At 71.1% G+C, this 19,078-nt stretch carries 26 protein-coding genes and 1 pseudogene; 22 read left to right on the top strand and 5 right to left on the bottom strand.

Annotated features, from left to right (window positions below; translation table 11 throughout):
- The first annotated feature begins 60 nt into the window (after window positions 1-60).
- The 5 genes from OHV05_RS14580 to OHV05_RS14600 all read left to right on the top strand — a co-directional run bounded on the left by OHV05_RS14580 (window position 61) and on the right by OHV05_RS14600 (window position 2,769).
- Window positions 61-252, top strand: coding sequence for a hypothetical protein (locus tag OHV05_RS14580; protein WP_405018027.1), 192 nt, complete (start codon window positions 61-63; stop codon window positions 250-252).
- A gap of 33 nt (window positions 253-285) precedes the next feature.
- Window positions 286-714: a hypothetical protein gene (locus OHV05_RS14585; RefSeq protein ID WP_405018028.1), complete on the top strand. Its 429-nt coding sequence runs from the start codon at window positions 286-288 to the stop codon at window positions 712-714.
- A gap of 140 nt (window positions 715-854) precedes the next feature.
- A complete protein-coding gene (locus OHV05_RS14590) occupies window positions 855-1,466 on the top strand; it encodes an SAM-dependent methyltransferase (protein WP_405021466.1) in 612 nt (203 codons plus the stop codon).
- Between the two features lie 38 nt (window positions 1,467-1,504).
- Window positions 1,505-2,329, top strand: coding sequence for a serine/threonine protein phosphatase (locus tag OHV05_RS14595; RefSeq protein ID WP_405018029.1), 825 nt, complete (start codon window positions 1,505-1,507; stop codon window positions 2,327-2,329).
- A 176-nt stretch (window positions 2,330-2,505) separates the two neighbouring features.
- Entirely contained in the window at window positions 2,506-2,769 is a 264-nt protein-coding gene (locus tag OHV05_RS14600) for a hypothetical protein (RefSeq protein ID WP_405018030.1), read from the top strand.
- Window positions 2,770-2,814: 45 nt separating this feature from the next.
- Here OHV05_RS14600 and OHV05_RS14605 read toward each other — a convergent pair whose 3' ends face one another.
- Window positions 2,815-3,744 carry an HNH endonuclease gene (locus OHV05_RS14605; protein WP_405018031.1) on the bottom strand — a complete coding sequence of 310 codons (930 nt, stop codon included), beginning with the start codon at window positions 3,742-3,744 and terminating at the stop codon, window positions 2,815-2,817.
- Window positions 3,745-3,903: 159 nt separating this feature from the next.
- Between OHV05_RS14605 and OHV05_RS14610 the strand changes: the two genes are divergently transcribed.
- From OHV05_RS14610 to OHV05_RS14640, 7 genes are all read left to right on the top strand, one after another.
- Complete coding sequence (locus tag OHV05_RS14610) at window positions 3,904-4,572, top strand: DNA cytosine methyltransferase (protein ID WP_405018032.1); 669 nt, start codon at window positions 3,904-3,906, stop codon at window positions 4,570-4,572.
- Complete coding sequence (locus tag OHV05_RS14615; protein ID WP_405018033.1) at window positions 4,569-5,483, top strand: bifunctional DNA primase/polymerase; 915 nt, start codon at window positions 4,569-4,571, stop codon at window positions 5,481-5,483. Before OHV05_RS14610 ends, OHV05_RS14615 begins: the two co-directional genes overlap by 4 nt.
- 136 nt (window positions 5,484-5,619) lie before the next feature.
- Window positions 5,620-7,206 carry a YfjI family protein gene (locus OHV05_RS14620; RefSeq protein WP_405018034.1) on the top strand — a complete coding sequence of 529 codons (1,587 nt, stop codon included), beginning with the start codon at window positions 5,620-5,622 and terminating at the stop codon, window positions 7,204-7,206.
- A gap of 359 nt (window positions 7,207-7,565) precedes the next feature.
- Window positions 7,566-7,823 (top strand): excisionase family DNA-binding protein, encoded by a 258-nt coding sequence (locus OHV05_RS14625; RefSeq protein WP_405021467.1) that lies wholly within the window; start codon window positions 7,566-7,568, stop codon window positions 7,821-7,823.
- A complete protein-coding gene (locus tag OHV05_RS14630; RefSeq protein WP_405018035.1) occupies window positions 7,823-8,983 on the top strand; it encodes a tyrosine-type recombinase/integrase in 1,161 nt (386 codons plus the stop codon). Before OHV05_RS14625 ends, OHV05_RS14630 begins: the two co-directional genes overlap by 1 nt.
- A 740-nt stretch (window positions 8,984-9,723) precedes the next feature.
- Complete coding sequence (locus OHV05_RS14635) at window positions 9,724-9,870, top strand: DUF255 domain-containing protein (RefSeq protein ID WP_405018036.1); 147 nt, start codon at window positions 9,724-9,726, stop codon at window positions 9,868-9,870.
- A gap of 51 nt (window positions 9,871-9,921) precedes the next feature.
- On the top strand, window positions 9,922-10,071 hold the full coding sequence (locus OHV05_RS14640) for a hypothetical protein (protein ID WP_405018037.1): 150 nt from the start codon (window positions 9,922-9,924) through the stop codon (window positions 10,069-10,071).
- A 72-nt stretch (window positions 10,072-10,143) separates the two neighbouring features.
- Here the strand turns inward: OHV05_RS14640 and OHV05_RS14645 are convergent, their stop codons facing one another.
- On the bottom strand, window positions 10,144-10,728 hold the full coding sequence (locus OHV05_RS14645; protein ID WP_405018038.1) for a DinB family protein: 585 nt from the start codon (window positions 10,726-10,728) through the stop codon (window positions 10,144-10,146).
- Window positions 10,729-10,962: 234 nt separating this feature from the next.
- A complete protein-coding gene (locus OHV05_RS14650; protein ID WP_405018039.1) occupies window positions 10,963-11,340 on the bottom strand; it encodes a hypothetical protein in 378 nt (125 codons plus the stop codon).
- A 274-nt stretch (window positions 11,341-11,614) separates the two neighbouring features.
- Between OHV05_RS14650 and OHV05_RS14655 the strand changes: the two genes are divergently transcribed.
- From OHV05_RS14655 to OHV05_RS14685, 7 genes are all read left to right on the top strand, one after another.
- Complete coding sequence (locus OHV05_RS14655) at window positions 11,615-11,806, top strand: hypothetical protein (RefSeq protein ID WP_405018040.1); 192 nt, start codon at window positions 11,615-11,617, stop codon at window positions 11,804-11,806.
- A gap of 3 nt (window positions 11,807-11,809) precedes the next feature.
- On the top strand, window positions 11,810-12,157 hold the full coding sequence (locus OHV05_RS14660; RefSeq protein WP_405018041.1) for an ArsR/SmtB family transcription factor: 348 nt from the start codon (window positions 11,810-11,812) through the stop codon (window positions 12,155-12,157).
- Window positions 12,154-13,893: a SulP family inorganic anion transporter gene (locus tag OHV05_RS14665; protein ID WP_405018042.1), complete on the top strand. Its 1,740-nt coding sequence runs from the start codon at window positions 12,154-12,156 to the stop codon at window positions 13,891-13,893. The genes OHV05_RS14660 and OHV05_RS14665 overlap by 4 nt, the downstream gene beginning before the upstream one ends.
- Before the next feature lie 76 nt (window positions 13,894-13,969).
- Window positions 13,970-14,401 carry an ATP-binding protein gene (locus OHV05_RS14670; RefSeq protein WP_405018043.1) on the top strand — a complete coding sequence of 144 codons (432 nt, stop codon included), beginning with the start codon at window positions 13,970-13,972 and terminating at the stop codon, window positions 14,399-14,401.
- Window positions 14,402-14,430: 29 nt separating this feature from the next.
- Window positions 14,431-14,616 carry a hypothetical protein gene (locus OHV05_RS14675; RefSeq protein WP_405018044.1) on the top strand — a complete coding sequence of 62 codons (186 nt, stop codon included), beginning with the start codon at window positions 14,431-14,433 and terminating at the stop codon, window positions 14,614-14,616.
- Window positions 14,609-14,740 carry a DUF6126 family protein gene (locus OHV05_RS14680; RefSeq protein ID WP_401086049.1) on the top strand — a complete coding sequence of 44 codons (132 nt, stop codon included), beginning with the start codon at window positions 14,609-14,611 and terminating at the stop codon, window positions 14,738-14,740. The genes OHV05_RS14675 and OHV05_RS14680 overlap by 8 nt, the downstream gene beginning before the upstream one ends.
- Window positions 14,741-15,067: 327 nt before the next feature.
- On the top strand, window positions 15,068-15,427 hold the full coding sequence (locus OHV05_RS14685) for a zinc ribbon domain-containing protein YjdM (RefSeq protein ID WP_405018045.1): 360 nt from the start codon (window positions 15,068-15,070) through the stop codon (window positions 15,425-15,427).
- Window positions 15,428-15,464: 37 nt separating this feature from the next.
- Here OHV05_RS14685 and OHV05_RS14690 read toward each other — a convergent pair whose 3' ends face one another.
- Window positions 15,465-16,166 carry a carbonic anhydrase gene (locus tag OHV05_RS14690; RefSeq protein WP_405018046.1) on the bottom strand — a complete coding sequence of 234 codons (702 nt, stop codon included), beginning with the start codon at window positions 16,164-16,166 and terminating at the stop codon, window positions 15,465-15,467.
- A 49-nt stretch (window positions 16,167-16,215) separates the two neighbouring features.
- Window positions 16,216-16,632: a pyridoxamine 5'-phosphate oxidase family protein gene (locus OHV05_RS14695; RefSeq protein WP_405018047.1), complete on the bottom strand. Its 417-nt coding sequence runs from the start codon at window positions 16,630-16,632 to the stop codon at window positions 16,216-16,218.
- Window positions 16,633-17,236: 604 nt separating this feature from the next.
- Between OHV05_RS14695 and OHV05_RS14700 the strand changes: the two genes are divergently transcribed.
- The 3 genes and pseudogenes from OHV05_RS14700 to OHV05_RS14710 form a co-directional block, all read left to right on the top strand.
- Entirely contained in the window at window positions 17,237-17,584 is a 348-nt protein-coding gene (locus OHV05_RS14700) for an STAS domain-containing protein (RefSeq protein WP_405018048.1), read from the top strand.
- Window positions 17,585-17,658: 74 nt separating this feature from the next.
- The gene (locus tag OHV05_RS14705) at window positions 17,659-18,048 is read left to right on the top strand and encodes an ArsR/SmtB family transcription factor (protein ID WP_405018049.1); all 390 of its coding nucleotides are present in this window, start codon (window positions 17,659-17,661) and stop codon (window positions 18,046-18,048) included.
- Window positions 18,049-18,211: 163 nt separating this feature from the next.
- Window positions 18,212-18,949, top strand: a pseudogene (locus OHV05_RS14710) (DUF255 domain-containing protein); the annotation flags it as partial.
- Window positions 18,950-19,078: the final 129 nt, after the last annotated feature.

The following is a 19,078-nucleotide window of genomic DNA, read 5'->3' on the forward strand; positions in this document are numbered from 1 at the left end:
CTGACGCCCCTCCTGACGCACCTGACACCCCGACCCGAAACCCGGAAGGACTCGCCCGCCGTGGCCGTCACCGTCTCCGCCATCACCCTCTTCGGCCTCATCACGATCATCCTCATCCGCACCCAGCGCCTCACCACCTGGACCGCGTTGCCGGTGTTCCTCTTCGGCTTCACCGCCGCCTCCACCGGACTTGCCGGGCCCGTCAACGACGCCATGAATGCCATCGCCCAGATGGTCACCAACCTCACCTGACCCGTCCCGTCCCGCCGAACCGAGGAGAGCACTGTGGACCACAACCCGACCCACCCGAGTCCCGTCGTCCCGGTGTACTTCACCTCGGACGGCCACCCCTACTACGCCGCGCCGACCGCCTCCGCGCCGCTCGCGCTCTACCAGGGCGGCCCGGTCGGGCAGTTCGCCCCGGCCTACCCGCCGCAGGTGATCCACCCGGCCGTTCACCACCCCGTCCCGTACACCGCTGGACCGGGGCGCGACCCGTGGCCGGCCCGGCTGCTGTGCGGCGGGATTGGCATCGGCGCCGCCGGCGTCGGCACCGCCTTCCTCCTCCAGGCCATCGCCGCCGCCACCACCGGACTCGGCCTCATCACCGCAGCACTCGCCCTCGGCTGGCTCCTCAAGAACCAGAACAGCGGCGGGAGTTCCGCCCGGGGCGCGGTCAACGTCCACGTCACCACCCACAACCGCAACCGCTGAACCACCGCCGAGGGAGCACCGCAGTGACCACAGCCACCGCACCGCCCTTCACCATCCGCCCGGCCGCAGCCTGGCTGCCCGCCCGCCCGTGGAACGGCCTCACCGTCCTGGACGCGTTCTGCTGCCAGGGCGGCGCGTCCATGGGCTACCACCTCGCCGGATACCGCGTCCTGGGCATCGACCTCGCCAACCAGCCGCGCTACCCGTTCGAGTTCGTCCAGGGCGACGCGGTGGAGTTCATCGCCCGCCACGGCCGCCGCTTCGACCTGGTCGCCGGGTCACCGCCGTGCCAGCGCTACAGCGTCACCCAGAAGATCCAGGGCCGTGAACACCCGGACCTGATCGCCCCCACCCGGGAGGCGATGCGCTCCACCGGCCGCCCCTACGTCATCGAGAATGTCGAAGAGGCGCGAGGAGAGCTGATCAGCCCGGTGATGCTCTGCGGCGCGCTGTTCGGCCTGCGGACCTACCGCCACCGCCTCTTCGAAGCGGGCGGCGGACTCCGCCTCGCCCAACCCCCGCACCCCGAGCACACCGCGCCGCTGGCGAAGATGGGCCGCCCCGTCGGGGCGGGGGAGTTCATGCACGTCGTCGGCAACTTCTCGAACGTCCCCCTCGCCCGCAGCCCCGAGGTCATGGGCATGCACTGGGCCAGCCGGGACGGCCTGCGGGAGGCAATCCCGCCCGCGTACACCGAGCTGATCGGCCGTCAGGCCATGGCCCTGTTCGGTGCCGCCGCTCTCGCCTGCTGACCGGCCCCGTACGGCGGTTGCCTGATCCACCCACCGGCATGGCTGCGGTGGGTGGTGAGGGGAGCTGGACCGTCCAGCCCACCCAGCACGAGGAGCAGCCCGTGTTCATCACCGACCACACCCTCGCCCAGCAGCTCGGGGCCCGCGCCCACCAGGCGGATGCGGCCGCCCACCACCACAACCCGATCACCGGCCATCGCGCGTGGGTGCTGCTGGACGGCATCGGCGACCGCGAGCACGTCGCGGACTGGACGCCCCGCACCGCGCTCGCCCTGGCGTCCGCCGCCGCCGGGCTCGGTGACCCGCGTGCGGCGATCGAGCTGGCCCGGCCCGTACTGCACGCCGAGCGCGCCCACCACGGCCACCCGAAGAAGTGGCCGGCGGACGCCGCCGCGATCATCGCCGTCCTCAACTTCGCGGGTGACCTGAGCATCGCCTGGGCCGGGGACTGCCGGGCCTACTTCGCCGAACGCGGCCAGGCCCACCTGCTGACCACCGACCACAACGAAGCCGCACACCAGCGCCGGGCCCGGCAGACGCCCAGCCCGGACGCGCACGACCGCCTGACCAGCTCCCTGATGTTCCTCAGGGGTGAGATCGGCGGCACCGAGGTCCGCTTCGGTCCCCGGCGCGGCACCCGGCGTCTCCTGCTCGCCTCGGACGGGGCCTACCTTCCGCACGAGGCGGCCGGCGTCTTCCCCATCCCCGACGGGAGCAGCTCCCTCGCCCGACGGCCCCGCTTCCTGGCCCCCGTGCTCACCGGCCCCCGGGAGCGGGTCGCCCAGCGGCTCACCGAGCTTGCCGTCCGCAACACCCCGAACGCCGACAACGCCACCGCGCTGGTCATCGACCTGACCGGCTGACCGGGCGCGGGTCGTGGCATCCGTGGACTGGCGCGACTCGTCCCACTTCGACGCCACCCGCAACCTGCCCTGCCGCTGGTGCGGCCGGGCCACCCCGCTCCGTGACGATCACCGGCGCCCCTCGCACAAGGTCTGCGCCGAAGCCCACACGATCTCAACTCAACAGGGAGTAGCCCATGTTGAACGCCCTGCTCAGCCGCTTCCGGCTGACGCTCAGCACCCACCAGGAACCCGGCCGTCTCGGCCTGTACCGCACGCCCAACCCCAACTGCTGGACCTGTGACGGCCAACTCGGCTGGTACGACGGCAACAACCACACTGAAGAGGGGTGGTGGGAGCCCTGCCCCTGCACCATGGCCGCCCCACTGGCGAGCATCCCGTGGCCCGGCCGTAACCTCACCGCCGACGGCTACAGCGCCGAGCCCCCGTTCTGCTCCTGAACCTATTGGCGATCTGGCGCAGGGCCGCGGAGCTGCGGCTCTGAGTCAGGGCCTGTCGCGGTGCATGTCCCAGTGCTTGCTGAGGGCCTGGATGTGGTCCTTGCCGAGTGTGGCCAGGACGGGCTGCCCGTGCAGCGGGGCGTAGGCAGCGAACTCGTGGAGGTCCGCGGTCAGGTCGATCGTCAGCGTGCGGGGGTTCACTGCGATCAGGCCCATGTCGAAGAGACGGTGGACGTCACGCCGCAGGAGCAGTGCGGCCCCGACGTTGTGCTCTCCGGTGGCGGCGAAGCTGTCGAGGTGGGCTGCTTCAAGGGCGGGCTTGGGTGCCGGGCCGGTGAAGGCGCAGACGTTGCCGTGACGTTCCAGTACGGCTGCGCGGAAGGCGCCCTGGCCGACCCGTACCCGCACAACGCCGGCGCGGTGGCCGCCGATGAGTTCGCGGGTGGCTTCGGTGACGGTGACCGCGGCTTCTGCTCCGGTGGTGGCCTCGATCGCTGTCTTCAGCTTCTCCCACTCCATGCGGCGCATGGACAGCTGGGACTTCGGTGAGTCGCAGAGCGAGCGCAGGACCGCGCCGGAGAGCGCTCCGGGCATCGACTGCCAGCCCGTGGCGTGGTGGGAGCGGTAGGTCCTGACCGTCTCCGTGCGGGACTTGGGGGTGTCGAACTCCAGGCCGCACTGGTTGCACAGGTAGGTCGGCTTCTTCTTCTTGCGGCCCTTGAAGTCGGCCTTTCCGCACGCGGGGCAGGTGTAGCGGTCCTTCGCGGCCGAGCCGGTCTCCACGCGCTCAATCACCGAGACCCCCAGCAGGGTCCTGGCGTTCCACAGGGCGATCACGTCGCCCTTCTTCAGGTTGCCGTGGTTGGGGACGGTCTCGTCCCAGCTGTAGTGGCTCTCCGGGTCGTCGTCGTAGCCGTCGTTGCCCCCGTGCGCACGCTCGTCTCCCAGCGCCAGCACCAGCCACGCAGTACCCATCGTGCTCTCTCCCCTGCCGCACCCCGCCGCGGCGGCCTGGTGCCCGCGGCACGGCCCAACCTAGCCGCCCGCCGTGACACCAGCCCCAGCCCCCGGCAGGCCCAGCCCCTGGCTCTTCCTCCTCTGCCTCTTGTCCTTCCTGTTGTCTGTGGAGGTCTCATGCTCCGACCCCTGCCCGCCGTCGCCGCCGCGCTGCCGCGTCTGCGGGTGCTGGACCTGTGCTGCGGTGCCGGCGGTGTGTCCGTCGGCTTCCACCGGGCCGGGTTCGACGTCACCGGCGTCGACATCAACCCCCAGCCCAACTACCCCACCGGGCCCGGCTTCCGCTTCGTCCAGGCCGACGCGCTGGACTACGTCGCCGACCACGGCCACACCTTCGACCTGGTCCACGGCTCCTGGCCCTGCCAGCGGTTCTCCCGCGCCACCGCCTGGCGCGGCAACCGCGACAACCACCCCGACCTCATCACCCCCGGCCGGGCCCTCATGCAGGCCACCGGTCGCCCCTGGGTCATCGAGAACGTCCCCGGCGCCCCGCTGCGGCCCGACTACCTGCTCTGCGGCACCGCGTTCGGCCTCAACATCCAGCGCCACCGAGTCTTCGAGACGTCCTGGGGCGGCGGCGGCGACCTGCTCTCCCCCTGCTGGCACCACCGCCAGGTCCTCCCCTTCGAGCACAAGGGCGAACGCGCCTACGCCGACGCCATGGGCTGCACCTGGATGACCAACCTCGAAGCCCGCCAAGCCGTACCCCCCGCCTACAGCCACTGGATCGCCACCCAGTACCTCACCCACCACCACTCCGCGGGCCCCGGACAGGCCGCCGCATGACCACCGCAACCTGGCACACCGCCCTGACCGCGGCGCACCACGCCGCCCGGCGGGACTTCCCGGTGTTCCCGCTCGGGCGGACCAAGAAGCCCGCCCACCCCCGTGCCCACCCCGACAAGGCCCCGCACTGCCGGGGCGAGTGCGGGGCCTTCGGGCACGGTGTCCATGACGCCACCACCAACCCCGCCACCCTGGACGCCCTGTTCCAGGCGGTGCCGTGGGCCACCGGCTACGGCATCGCCTGTGGTCAGGCGCCGCACCACCTGGCGGGGATCGACCTGGACGTGAAGAACGGCATCGACGGCCCGGCCAACTTCCGGGCCCTGGCCGCCGAGCACAGGTTCACTGTCCCGATCACGGCGACCGTGGCCACCCCGTCCGGGGGCTGGCACCTGTGGCTGGCCACACCGCCCGGTGCGGTGTTCCCGAACTCGGTCGGCAAGGTCGCCCCGGGCATGGACGTGCGGGGCCCGGCCGGGTACCTGGTCGGGCCCGGCTCCCGCACCGCCGCCGGCGTCTACCGGTTCGCCCCCGGCACCGACCCGGACCGGATCGCCCCGATCCCGCCCGCCCTGATCGCACTCCTCACGCCGCCACCGGCCCCGCCCGTGTCCGTCCCGGACCCGCAGGCGCTCCGGGGCGCCATCCGGCAGCAGAGCGCGTACGTGGCGGCCGTCCTGGACCGGGAGGCGGCCACCGTTGCCCCGGTGCGCCAGCCCGGTCGAGGCAAAGCCCTGTTCGCCGCCTCGGCCCGTGTCGGCCGGCACGTCAGCGCGGGGACCATCCCGGAACGCCTGGCCTTCGACGCCCTGCTGAGCGCGGGTCTGGCCACCGGGCTACCGCTCTCCGAGTGCGAGCGCACCATCACCCGCGGCTTCGCGAAGGCCGCGGGCACCCTGCGCGCGGCCTGACCCACTGCCCCGAGCCAAGGGCGGGGGGCGGGAAAAGCCGCTTTCCCCGCCCCCCGCTCTCGGCCGGTCCAGCGCACCGCCCGCCCCGCACGGGTCCCTCTCACCGCCACCCGCACACGTAAGGAGCCCAATCCCTGTGACCGCGTCCAGCAGCCTTCCTGACGACCCGTACGACAACGTGAGCCCTCTGTTCCGCGACGGATGGGAGCAGGATCTCGACTCCGGCCCGGCCGCCGGTCCGGAACCGTGGGACCTGCCCGTGCCGTTCGGGGAGTCCCGGGCCCTGCCCGCGTTCCCCGTGGAGGTCCTGCCCGCGTGGGTGGGCTCGATGGTGAAGGCAGTGGCGGAGGAGACGCAGACGCCGGCCGATCTCGCCGGGTGCCTGGCCTTGGCCGCCCTGGCGACCGCCGCCGCCGGACGGGTCGTCATCCGCATCCGGGGGCGCTGGCACGAGCCGCTGAACATCTACACCGTCGTGGCCCTTCCCCCGGGCAACCGCAAGAGCGCCGTCTTCGACCACATCATCAACCCCCTGCTGACCGTGGAGAAGGTCCTCAAGGAGACCAGCGCGCTCAAGAAGATCGAGGCGGAGACCACCCACAAGCTCCTCAAGGCCGCCGCCGACCGGGCCGCCGCCAAGGCCGCCAGCGCGGAAGCCGACCAGCGCGACGCGCTGATCAGTGAGGCCGTTCTCCTGGCACGGCAGGCCGAGACCGTCACCGTGCCCGCCGAGACCCAGCTCATCGCCGACAACGTCACCCAGGAGTCGTTGGCGACGCTGCTGGCCGAGCAGGGCGGCCGGATGGCCGTCATGAGCCCGGAGGGCGGGATCTTCGACATCATCGCCGGTCTCTACTCCGGCAGCGCCAACATGGAGATCTTCCTCAAGGGCCACGCCGGGGACCTGGTGCGGGTCAACCGCCAGGGCCGCCCCGCCCAGCACATCGAGCACCCCGCCGTCACCATGGGCCTGGCCATCCAGCCCGAGGTGCTGGAGGCGATCGCCAAGGTCAAGGGCGCCGACGGGCGCGGGCTGCTCGCCCGCTACCTCTACTCGGTCCCCGTGTCGCTGGTCGGCTCGCGTTCCCAGGAACCCGAGCTGATCCCCGACCACGTTGCCGACACCTACGCCACCCGCCTGGCGGCCCTGACGACCGAGCTGGCGGACTGGACCGACCCGGCCGTGCTCACCATCACCCCCGAGGCGGACGCGGTCCTGATGGCCTATCAGAAGGTCACCGAGTCCCGCTTGGCCAAGGGCGGCAGCCTGGCACTGGTCGTGAAGTGGGCCAGCAAGCGCGACGGCGCCGTGGCCCGCCTGGCGGGCCTGCTGCACATCGCCACCCACCCCACCGACGCATGGCGCCGCCCCGTGGAAGCCGCCACCATGGCCGCCGCCACCCGCCTCGGGGACTACTTCACCGTCCACGCCCTGCACGTCTTCGACGCCATCGGCGCCGAACCCGCACGCGAAGCAGCCCGCGCCCTGCTCGACCACCTCCACACCAGCCCCCCGGCCGGCGCCTTCACCAAGCGCGACGTGTTCCGGGCCGTGCCCCGCTCCGACTTCCGCACCATGGCCGACCTCGACCCCGCCCTGGCCCTGCTGGAGGAGCACGGGTGGCTGCGGCAGCAGGCCCCGCCACCGCGCTCCGGCAAGGGCGGCCGCCCGCCCTCCCCCCGCTACCAGGCCCACCCCGCCATCGGCCACACCGAGCACTGACCCGACGAGAACCCCCGGAGCGCTGACAGAACTGACAGAACCTCCCGACATGGGCTCTGACCTGCGAAAGCATTCAAGATCACCGCCGTGACAAAACCCAATTCAACTCTGACAGAACCTCCCGCCCGGGGGTTCTGTCAGAGCATCAGCCGCTGTGACACAACCCCCTCCATCGAGGTTCTGTCAGAGTTTTTACCGGTTTTGTCACGCGCGCGATCATGGATAAACATGCAGGTCAGACGCCATGTGTCGAGGTTTTCGAGGTTCTGTCAGCGCTCCGGGCCTTCCGCCGCCCGCACCGCCGCAGGAGGACCACCATGACCACCGCCACGCCCAAGATCCGCCGCACGGTCCGCACGATCCCCGGTGAGCCCCCGAGGCTCGAACCCTCAACGCCTGACCGCTTGTTGACGGTCAGGGAAGTCGCGGTCCGACTCGGGACCTGGGAGACCAGCGGCGAGCGCTACCCCCGTCGGCTGATCGAGGAACGCCGGATCACCTTCGTGAAGGTCGGCCGCTTGGTCCGCATCCCCGAGTCCGCCGTCAACGAGCTCATCACCGCCAACACCGTGCTGCCACTGGCCGTACACCGTCCCTCCCGCAGGAGTGCTGCCTGATGGCCAAGAACAACCGCCGCCGCTTCGGTTCCGTCCGCAAGCTCCCCTCCGGCCGCTGGCAGGTCCGGTACTACGACCCCGTCACCAACGAGCGCCGACCGGACGAGAAGACGTACGCCACCAAGACCGAAGCCGACATCAGGCTGAGTCAGATCGAGGCGGACATGAGCCGCGGAGTGTGGGTGGACCCGGACGCCGGATCCGTGAACTTCGGTGAGTACGCGGACACTTGGCTGAAGGATCGCAAGCTGGGGGCGACCACTCGGGAGCGCTACGAGGGCGTGCTCCGGCTCCACATCAAGCCGCCCCTGGGGAGCCTGTTCGTCTCCGGCATCACCGCCCCGCGCGTGCGCGCCTGGCGAACTGCGCTTCTCGACAGCGGAGTTGGTGAGCCGACCGTGGTCAAGGCGTACCAGATGCTGCGGGCAATCATGAACACCGCCGTGGACGACGAGCTGATCCGGCGCAACCCCTGCCGGATCCCCGGCGCCGATGCCTACGACGTCCCCGAGCGGCCGGTGCTCACCGTGCCCGAGGTCTACGCCGTCGCCGCCGCGATCCAGCCGCAGTGGCGGGCACTCGTTCTCCTGACGGCCTTCACCACGCTCCGACTCGGCGAGCTGGCCGCACTGCGCCGGCGGGACGTCGACGTGGAGGCCCGTCTCCTGCGGGTCCGCCGCAACCAGGCCGAACTGAGCAGCGGCAAGCTGCTTACCAAGTCGCCGAAGAGTCAGGCCGGGTTCCGCCCGGTCGCCTTCCCGGCGGACATCGTCCCCGACCTGGTGCACCACCTCGAACACCACGCGGCTGCCGGGCAGGACGGGCGGTTCTTCGTCGGCCCGCGCGGCGGCCGGCTGCGCCGCAGCAACTTCCGGGACGACTGGATCGCGGCCCGGACCAAGGCGGGCGTCACGGAGGACGTCCATTTCCACGACCTGCGCCACACCGGCAACACCCTCGCGTCGCAGTCCGGCGCGAGCACCCGTGAACTGATGACCCGGATGGGCCACAGCACCGCCAAGGCCGCGCTGAACTACCAGCACATGACGAGCGACCGGGACCGGGCCATCGCCGACAAGATGGGCGAGGCGGCCCGCAAGGCCCTCGGGAAGGACGACCCACCGGCGCCTACGGGCACGGATGGGGCACGGGAGGGGTAGCGGCCCAAACGGCGAAGGCCCAGGTTCGAGGGGGAAATCCCTTCGGCCTGGGCCCTTCTGCGTTCTGGCTGCGGAGCCCCCTGTCGGGTTCGAACCGACGACCCCCGCTTTACAAGTTTTCGGCGGGCAAGTCTCTGACCTGCACAAATGCGGCTGACGGGCCGTCTGACCTGCGAAAGTCGCTCTCGGTAACTCTCCGGGTCTCCCACCGCTTCTCGCCCTCATGTGTGCCGATTCCGTGCTGCGAAGCGGTCCGCTGGCCTCATGGCCACCGCAGACTGCCCGTGCCACTCAGCCCCTTGGCGGCCACCAGAATCGCAGGCCCACTATTCCCCTGCGAGTACCAGCCACGGCTGTCCATCGCTGCACACCCACGAGTGCCGACCGCCCCTCCCCCATCGCAGCGGCCACGGACCGTGACCCAAGCAGCCGGCCGCACACTTCGATTCCATCCCCCAACCGGTTCGCCGAACTGCTTCTTCGAATATCCGCGCCACTCACCCACCCGCCAGGTGTTGTTCACCAATATTCGGCTCAACATCACTGATCCCATTTCCCTCGACCTCTGCAATATGATCGAAGCGCTTTTGTTGCGATTGATTCATCGAAGACCAGACTGACGGAGGCGCTCAATAGGCAGGCCGGGAGAGAATTCTGATAACCATCTGGTCTGCAGGGCTGGGACGAGACTCGGCTCGCCTGGACTCCCCGGAAGGCCACTCGACTGCAATAGCGAGGCCATGGTTAATCGACTGAACCACACCCAGTCGCCCTACCTCCAGCAGCACGCGACCGATCCTATGGAGGAAGAAATGGCGGAGGCAGCCAGGCGGGACGCTCCCATCCTGCTGAGCGTGGATTACGCGGCGTGCCACCGGTGCCAATGACTTAACACAACCAGGTAGTCCTGACCTGGGGTGTTGCCAGGGGGTAGTCGCATGGACACGTACGATGAGGAACTGGGCAAGAACATAGACGCTTGGGTGGAGGCCGAATTGGCCGCCTCGCCCGAGTGGGGGCCCGAGAAGTACGCCAGCATCCGCCAGCGCTTGGAGGGCAGCGCACCCGCTGTCGCTGCTGAGGAGTAGGGCGCGAAGTCGCGGCCCACCTCCCAGTGCCGTGCGCGGCGGACCGAGCGGCCCACGCGCACGGCACCCGTACTATGCCTCTCTTGGTTCGGCCGACCTGGCGGCCTTCTCGATTTTCGCGCGGTAGGCCGCACGGGCTTCTTCGTCGATCTGCTGTTCGTGTTCGGGGCGCAACCCGGTGCGGCCGTCGAGGCCCTCGCGCAGGATGTCGGCGTGCCCGGTGTGCCGGATCGACTCGCCGAGGACATGGACCATGATGGCGAACAGGTTCGTGCTGGCATATGGCTCCGGCCACCACGGCACGTGGCCGGGGGCGTCGAGGGGAAGCTCGTCGATTGTCGCGTCCGAGTGTTCCCACGTGCGCCGGTAGAACCCGATGATCTGATCGCGGGTCTCGTGCTCGGCCGCCCACAGATCGCTGCCGTCGGCGTCCTGCCACCGGCACAGCGGTTCCAGGGAAGGGCGGTCGAAGACCTCGCCGAAGTACCTGGCCTCGACGCTGGCCACGTGCTTAACCAGACCCAGGAGGTTGGTCCCGGTCGCCGTCAAAGGCCGACGGGCGTCGTATTCCGACAGGCCGTCGAGCTTCCAGAGCAGCGCCTCGCGGTCCCGACGCAGTCGCCCGTGCAGGTTGTCCTTCGCGAATTCATCGATCATGCGGCACGAGCCTGCCATGGGCTGCCCGTGGTCTCAAGATCCCGTACGTGATCCGCAGCGACTGGCAGAGCCGAGGCATGGCCATAACCGCCACCTGACCTGCTACAAGAACCTCGCGAAACCTGTCACGTGCGACAACTTCCAGCCAGCCGGGGCCCCTGCCGTTCGACGGTTCGGACTTCGCCGGCGGCCCGCCCGCCATCACCAGCGACCAGGGGAAACAGTCGGGGGTGTCTAGAGCTCCAGCGTGGCCTCGATGCGGCGCAGGTGGTGGCGGGCCATGGCGAGGTTGGCTCGGGTGCGGTCCAGGACGAGGTACAGGAAAAGGCTGCTGCCGCCTGTTCGGGTGAGCGGTCGGATCAGGTGGTACTGGCCGGTGAGGGCGACGAGGATGTCCTCGACCTCTTCGGCGCCCAGGTTCAGTGTGTCCAGGGCGCGGCGGGTGGCGCGGACGATGTCGGTGTACCCGGCGGCGGCCAGGGCCAGGTCGAGGCCGGCGACCGCTGCGACGCGGGTGCCCAGGGCCATGCCGCTGTCGTAGTCGACGAGGGCCACGCCGAGCGCACCGTCGATGTCCATCGCGCCGCCGAGTGCCCGGTCGACTCCGCTCACGTTCCACGCTCCCTTTGCTCCGGGTGCCGGTTCTTGGCCGTGCCGGCCGGCCCGGACACGGCGGTGCGGGCTCCTCGTGTTCGTGAGGCTACGGATGGCGTCGCAGTGACACGAGGCTGTGACCGCAACTGATCACGGTCGGCGCGCCGTCGGCCGGATGCGACTTGCTTTGATCGCAAGTTGAAGAATTCTTCACATTCATAGATGCTGCATCCTTGTAGTGAGAGGTTCTGCGCCGTCGGACGTCCCGGTGTCCGGCTATGGGAGGGCGACGATGAGCGACGTGTTCGACGAGGAGCTGCGTGCGCAGCTGGCCGAGGCCCGGCAAATGCGCGCCCGGGCGCGGGAGAGCGGCGACGAGGACGGCGCCCAGGCGTACGGGGGGCGGATCACGCAGCTGCTGCGCATCGCCGCCCACCACGGCATCGTGCTGGACCACGGCGCGGACGAACAAGAAGAGGACTGAGCGATGGCGGTGCCGCTGTACCAGGCGAAGGCGGAGTTCTTCCGCACCCTCGGCCACCCGGTCCGCATCCGCGTGCTGGAGCTGCTCCAGGACGGGCCGCGGCCGGTGCGCGAGCTGCTGGCCGCGATTGAGATCGAGCCCTCCAACCTGTCCCAGCAGCTGGCGGTGCTGCGCCGTACCCAGCTGGTCACGGCCACCCGGGAGGGCAACACCGTGGTGTACGCGCTGGCCACCCCGGACGTGGCCGAGCTGCTGCGCGCGGCCCGTCGCATCCTCACCGAGATGATCACCGACCAGGGGGCGCTGCTCGCCGAACTGCGCGAGCCCGAACGACAGGCGCACCGGGCATGAGCGGGGCGTCCACAGACCTGAGAGGCTCTTCCGCGTTCGCGGCGTTCGCCCGGCGGGCGGGTGCGCGGCTGCGGGCGGTGCTGCCCGACCGGGCGGGGCTGGCGACGATGGGCCGCTCGCCGCGCAAGGACCTGCTGGCGGGGCTGACGGTGGCGATCGTCGCGCTGCCGCTGGCGCTGGGCTTCGGGGTCGCGTCCGGCGCGGGGGCCGAGGCGGGGCTGGCGACAGCGGTGGTGGCCGGCGCGCTCGCCGCGTTCTTCGGCGGCTCCAACCTCCAGGTCAGCGGGCCGACCGGAGCGATGACGGTGGTCCTGGTCCCGATCGTCCACCGGTTCGGCACCGAAGGCGTCCTGACGGTGGGCCTGATGGCCGGAGTGCTGCTGGTCGCAGCCGCGCTCGGCGGCGCCGGCCGGTTCATGGCCTACGTGCCGGCCCCGGTGGTGGAGGGTTTCACCCTGGGAATCGCCGCGGTGATCGGCCTCCAGCAGGTGCCCGCCGCGCTCGGTGTGAAGGCGTCGGGCGCGCAGAACGTCGTGGTCACCGCCTGGGACGCGGTCAAGGACTTCGCCCATGCCCCGCACCCGGCCTCGCTCGCGCTGGCGGGCGGCGTCGCCCTGGTCATGCTGGCCGGTGCCCGGCTGCGGCCGGGCATTCCGTTCTCGCTGCTCGCCGTCGTCGCGGCCACCCTGGTCACTTCGTTGGCGGGCCTTCACGTGGCGACGATCGGGCACCTGCCCGCCGGGCTGCCCGCCCCCTCGCTCGGCTTCCTCCACGTGGGTGATGTGCCGCAGCTGGCGACCGCCGCACTGGCGGTCGCGGCGCTGGCGGCGCTGGAGTCGCTGATGTCGGCGACGGCGGCGGATGCGATGAGCGTCAGTGAACGCCACGACAGCGACCGCGAACTGTTCGGCCAGGGCATCGCCAACCTGGTGGCGCCGTTGTTCGGCGGCGTCGCCGCGACCGGGGCGATCGCCCGCACCGCCGTCAACGTCCGCTCCGGCGCGGCCTCGCGCCTGGCCGCGCTCGTCCACGCCGCCGTGCTCGCGGTCGTGGTGTTCGCCGCTGCCCCGCTGGTGTCGGGCATCCCGCTGGCGGCGCTGGCCGGCGTGCTGATCGCCACCGCGATCCGCATGGTCGAGGTCGCCTCGGTGCGGGCGCTGGCGCGCAGTGGCCGGGGCGAGGCTGCGGTCCTCGCGCTGACCGCGGCGGCGACCCTGGCGTTCGACCTGGTCACGGCTGTCATCGTCGGCCTGCTCGTCGCGGGGGCGCTGGCGCTGCGCCAGGTCGCCCGCTCGGCAGCCCTCACCCGGGTTGCGTTGCACGAGGGCCTGGCGCCGGCCGACCATCATGGCGAGGAGCAGGCGCTGCTGGCCGATCACATCGTGGCCTACCGCATCGACGGGCCGGTGTTCTTCGCGGGCGCGCACCGCTTCCTGCTCGAACTCGCCGAGACGAGTGACGTGAAGGCGGTGATCCTGCGGCTGTCCCGGGTGAGTGCGATCGACGCCACCGGCGCGCTTGTGCTGGGTGATGCCATCGCGAAGCTGGAGCGCCGTGGCATCCTCGTCCTGGTCTCCGGCGTGCGTGAGGAGCACCTCAAGACACTCGACGCCCTCGGCGTGCTGGACACCCTGCATGCCGAGCAGCGCGTGTTCGAGGCGACGCCGCAGGCCATCGCGTACGCGCGCAGCCATCTGGGCGGCGAACTGCCGGCCGCCACAGGCAAGGGACGCTGATGGCCGCCGACCGAGGAGGCCGCGAGTGAGCGGGCGGTGGCATCTGTTCGGGCGCCGGCACCGGAACGTGCCACTGGTGCGGCGCCCAGCGCCGGTGCGGGGACCGGCCTACACCGTGACGCTGGCCAACACCCCGGCGGTGATCGGCCTGTCCGCCCGCACTGCCCGCACCGTCTTCACGAGCTGGGGGGTGCCGGTGCGCTCCAGCACCCTGGACGCGGTGGTTCTCGTCGTCACCGAGCTGACGGTCAACACGGTTCGCCACGCCCGCTCCAGCCACCTGGCGCTGACCTTCGCCATGACGGACGACCACCTGGACATCAGTGTCCATGACGAGGACCCGCACCTGCCCGCGCCGGCACGGCCGCGACCGGCCCCGGGTGCCGGGTACGGGCTCGCGGTGATCGCCGAGCTCGCCGACGACTTCGGCGGCCACCTGTCGGCAGGCCACGACCCGGGCGGCAACGGCAAATTCGTCCGAGTCCTGCTCCCCTGGTCCCCGCCCTGACCACACACTCCCGCGGAAGGAGAACCCTGGTGCGTTTCGAGATCACCGCCTTCGACGACCACGGCGCCGCGCTGGCGCCCGTCACCGCGGACGCGGCCACCCTGCGAGAGCGGCTGAGACGGGCCGCCGCCACGGGCGAGCGCCTGCACATCCGCCCACGTCCCCGAATCGGGGCGCCCCGTCCCGCCCGAAAGAGGGGTACCGGTCATGAGTGATGCCGTCAGCGACGAGAAGGCCAAGCGCAAGGCAATGCTCGTGCGCGCGTCGATCTACATCGCCGGCACCCACCTGTTCGCCGGCTTCGTGATCCTGCTCTTCGCCCTCGGCAACCGCCACTGACCCCCACACCTGGCCCGATGGCCCGACCCCGTTGACAGCGAACCCGACGGAGGACGTCGTTGATCCCCGGACCACACCGCACCAAAGGCGGCGCACCACAGCTCGGCGCCACCGGAACCGGCCGCACCGGCCCCTTCGGCATCCGGCCGCACGAGGACGAAGACCGGACCGAACCCGACCTCCGACCGCCCGGGGCACGGCCGCGGACAGCGGCGTCGGGCACCGACCCCGCGCACCCGACGTCCTGATCCCCTGGTCCGCTCGCACCCGCGCCGTTCGTAAGCACACCGCACAAACCGCCCCACTACGAAGGATATTGTTGCCAATATGAGTGAGAACCTCCCCTCTTGCCCGAAGTGCTCCGGTGAGTACACCTACGCGATGGACGCACTGATGGTCTGCCCGGAGTGCGGCCACGAGTGGGCCCTCACCGAGGGCGGCGCCGAGGACACCGGTGCCGCGGGCGAGCGCGTGATCAAGGACGCGGTCGGCAACGTGCTGAGCGACGGCGACACCGTCACGGTCGTCAAGGCGCTCAAGGTCAAGGGCAGCCCCTCGGGCATCAAGGCGGGCACCAAGGTCCGCAACATCCGCCTGGTCGACGGCGTGGACGGCCACGACATCGACTGCAAGGTCGACGACTTCGGCCCGATGCAGCTCAAGTCCAGCGTGGTCAAGAAAGCCTGACCAGCCGTCCTGCGACCGCCTCTCCACCAAGGACCGGTCAGTCGGAGAAGGTGACCTCGCCGGTGTCCAGGCGGTAGTACGCGCCGACCACCCGCAGCCGCCCGGCCGCCACCAGGGGAGACAGCAGACGGTCGCCGCGCAGCGCGGCGACCGTCTGCCGGGTCTGGGCCCGGATCGTCGCCTCCACCAGCTGCCCCGGCGCGACACCCTGGCGGCGGGCCTCGTCGTAGGGGCGGCGCAGGTCGTGCACGATGTCGGCGAGGTGGCCGGGCAGCCTGCGGCCCTCCCGCAGGCACTCCACGGCCGCGGTCACCGCTCCGCAGTTCTGGTGGCCCAGGACCACCACGAGCGGGGTGGCGAGCTCGGCCGGGCCGTACTCCAGGCTCCCCACCACCAGCGCGTCGTGGGTGTGCGCAGCGGTGCGCACCACCATCAGGTCACCCAAGCCCTGATCGAAGACCAGCTCCGGCGGCACACGCGAGTCGATGCACGAGAACACCACCGCGAACGGCTCCTGGCCACCTGCCAGCTGCACGCGCCTGGCCGCGCCGACGTCGGGACGGGTGGCCCGGTCGGCGACCCACCTGTCGTTGCCCGCCTTCAGCCGCGACAGCGCCAGCTCGGGAGTGCCGGCCTCCGGCGGCGCGGCGACCCCGGCAGGCGGCGCCACCGCAGGCGCCGCCAGGCACACGGCCGCCAGCGCACCCGTCCGCAGAACACTCCGGCGGCCCACCGCCATCGACCCCCGACTCCCCGGCACAACGCCCTCACGACCGGATACCACGCTCTCACCACCGGCCACGGGTGAGGTGGTAGGCGGTCAACCGCTCGGGGCGCAGGAGCAGCAGGTGCTCGTTGTCCTCGTCCGGCCAGGCCCGCATCGGCACCCGGTAGCGGGCGAGCTCTCCCGGCTCCACGACCCGGCGCACGGCCCCCGTCACCAGCACCACCCAGCCCGTGTGCTCCTCCGGGTCGATCTGCTGCGCCAGATAGGTCAGGCGCTGTGGGTAGTCGGCCCCGCCCGGCGGCAGGTGCACGCGCAGGTACACGTGCTCGCCCTCCACCAGGTGGTTCACCACCACCAGGTCGGCCGGGCCCGGCGCGGCCCGGTCCGCGATGAGCCGGCCCGCGCCAAGACCCGCCAGTAGCACGAGGGCCTGGCCACGGGGAAGCTCCAGCAGGGAAGGCACTGGCTGATCGTCCATCGGCCACCTCGGAGCAACGGTCCGGCGGGCCCGCACCGCCACGGAGCCGGCGGGCAGGCCCAGCCGGAGGCCCGCCCCGGTACGGGGGGACGGGGCCAGCCTCCGACAGCGGCACCGAGGGCCACCAGACAAAGACTTTAGCAGTTGCGAATATTGGCAACTATGTGCGAGCGGTCGAGTCGCCCGGCCCCCGAAACAAGAGCGCCGACCCGCCCGCGATCAGCCGCAGGCGGCGCAACCACCCGGGACCGTGTTCCGGCGCCGACAGTCCTCCTGCGACGCGCCTCTCCCCGAAAGGGTGGGCTGCCCAGGCGTCGGTTCCCGGGCAGCCCACCCCGCGACGGGCGCTTCCGGCAGCCCGCCACCTTGCAGACCTTAGCAGTTGCTAATATTGGCAATCACGAGGAGAGGGGACTGGGATGCGTATCCCACCGCACCGCTGCACCCGGGCACCGCTCGCCGCATTCGTGGTCGCGTGCGACTTGTGGCGCCCGGCCGCCGGCGGACGGAGCCCGCGCCGCGGGCACATCCCCCCGCGCCCGATGGGTCGTCGGGACCTCGTGAACGCTCACCGCCGCCCCTGGCGTGCGGCCAGGAGGCAGCGGTGAGCATCCAATGGGACCTCGACCACAGCGGCGGAGTCGACCTGCTGCGACTGTCCGGCTACCTGGGCCAGGACGCACTGCACCGCTTTACCGGAGCCGTGGACTGGGCCCGGGCCCACCGCACTGGGCCGGTCATCATCGACCTGTCCGCCCTGCGAGGCTGGAACGCCGAGGGCGAGGCGGCGATCGTCGACGCCGCCGCCCGCCTCGGCACAGACCACGGCCCGCCGGCGGTGTGCGGCCTCGAAGACCGCGTGGCGCCCCTGATCGCCACCGCCCACGCCCTGGGCATCCTGCGCATCCACCCTGACAGCGCCACGGCCCGCACCGCGCTCGCCATGCCCTGAGCGGCCCTTTTTTACCCCATTGCTAGAGTCACAGCCGATGAAGTCCAACCCAGCCAGCGCCAGATAAGGGGACGGTGATCTTCCTGAACGCCGACACCCCGCGACAGCCCTCCGTCGTCACGGCGCCGCTCTACCAGCACAAGGCCGAGTTCTTCAAAACCCTCGGCCATCCCGTGCGCATCCGCGTCCTGGAACTGCTGAGCGAGCGCGAACGCGCCGTCGCCGACATGCTCCCCGAAGTCGGCATCGAGGCCGCCCACCTCTCCCAGCAGCTCGCCATCCTGCGCCGCGCCGGAGTCGTCGCCTCCCGTCGCGACGGTGCCAGCGTCGTCTACCGCCTCACCAGCCCCGAGGTCGCCGACCTGCTCAAGGTCGCCCGCTCCATCCTCAGCACCCTGCTGACCGACCGCGCCGAACTCCTCAACGACCTCCACCCCGGCAGCGATCCAGCACCCCCACACTGACCTGACGGCCAGGTTCGCCGTCTACCCGCCAAGGCTGGGCGGACCCACCCCGAGCCAGCATCGTGCACTCGCGCCCACCTGCGGGCTACTCGCCTTTCAGCGGGGTGAGCATCCAGCCATGCCATCGATCGGCTTCTGATGGTCCATCAGCTGATGCCACGTCATGGCGCACAAGTCCTCTGAGGGCGACGGCGTGGCCGACTACCTGAACGAGCACTTCGTCTCGGCCAAGGCGGACCGGGAGGAGCGGCCGGATGTAGATGCGGTGTACATGGAGGCGGTGCAGGCGGGCAGCGGGCAGGTGGCCGACCGATGACGGCGTTCCTGACGCCTGCGAAGGAGCCGTCCTACTTCGGAACGTACCTCCCGCCCGAGCCCCGGCGCGGAATGCCGGCGTTCCGGCAGGTAGCGGCAGGCGCTGGCCGGGCCCGGCCGCAAGTTCGATGCCAAGCGCGGCGGCTTCGGCGGCGCCCCCAAGTTCCCGCCGTCCATGACGCCCGGGTTCCTACTGCGCCACCATGCCTGCGCTGGTGACCACATCGCGCTACAGATGGCCGAGTGGATCCGTGAGGCGATGGTCCGGGCGGAATTCTACGACCAGCTCGACGGCGGCTTCGCCCGGTACTCGGTGGACACCGACTGGGTGGAGCCGCACTTCGAGAAGATGCTGTACGACAACGCCCTGCCGCTCCGGGTCTACCTGGATCTACGGGGGCGGCCAGCAGCGAGAGGCCCGGCGGGTCGCGTCGGAGGGCGCCGGCTTCCCAGTCGGCAACTTCGTACCTCAGGGGGCTGGTTCGCCTCCGCGCCGAACGCAGACACCCTCGACCCACCCACCTGCAGACCCGCCGAAGGCGCCTGCTACGCCTTGTTGACTCCCGAGCAGCTGACCGCCGCCCTGACCGCACTCGTAGCCGTCATGGTCGCCGTCGCCGTCACTCCGAGTAGCCCTCGCGCCAGCAATCCAATACACGCCTCATCGACGCGCGGATCGCCCACAGCGCTGACACACCCAGTCGAGCGCGGGCGA

Source organism: Kitasatospora sp. NBC_00070, assembly GCF_045041205.1.
Lineage (GTDB): Bacteria > Actinomycetota > Actinomycetes > Streptomycetales > Streptomycetaceae > Kitasatospora.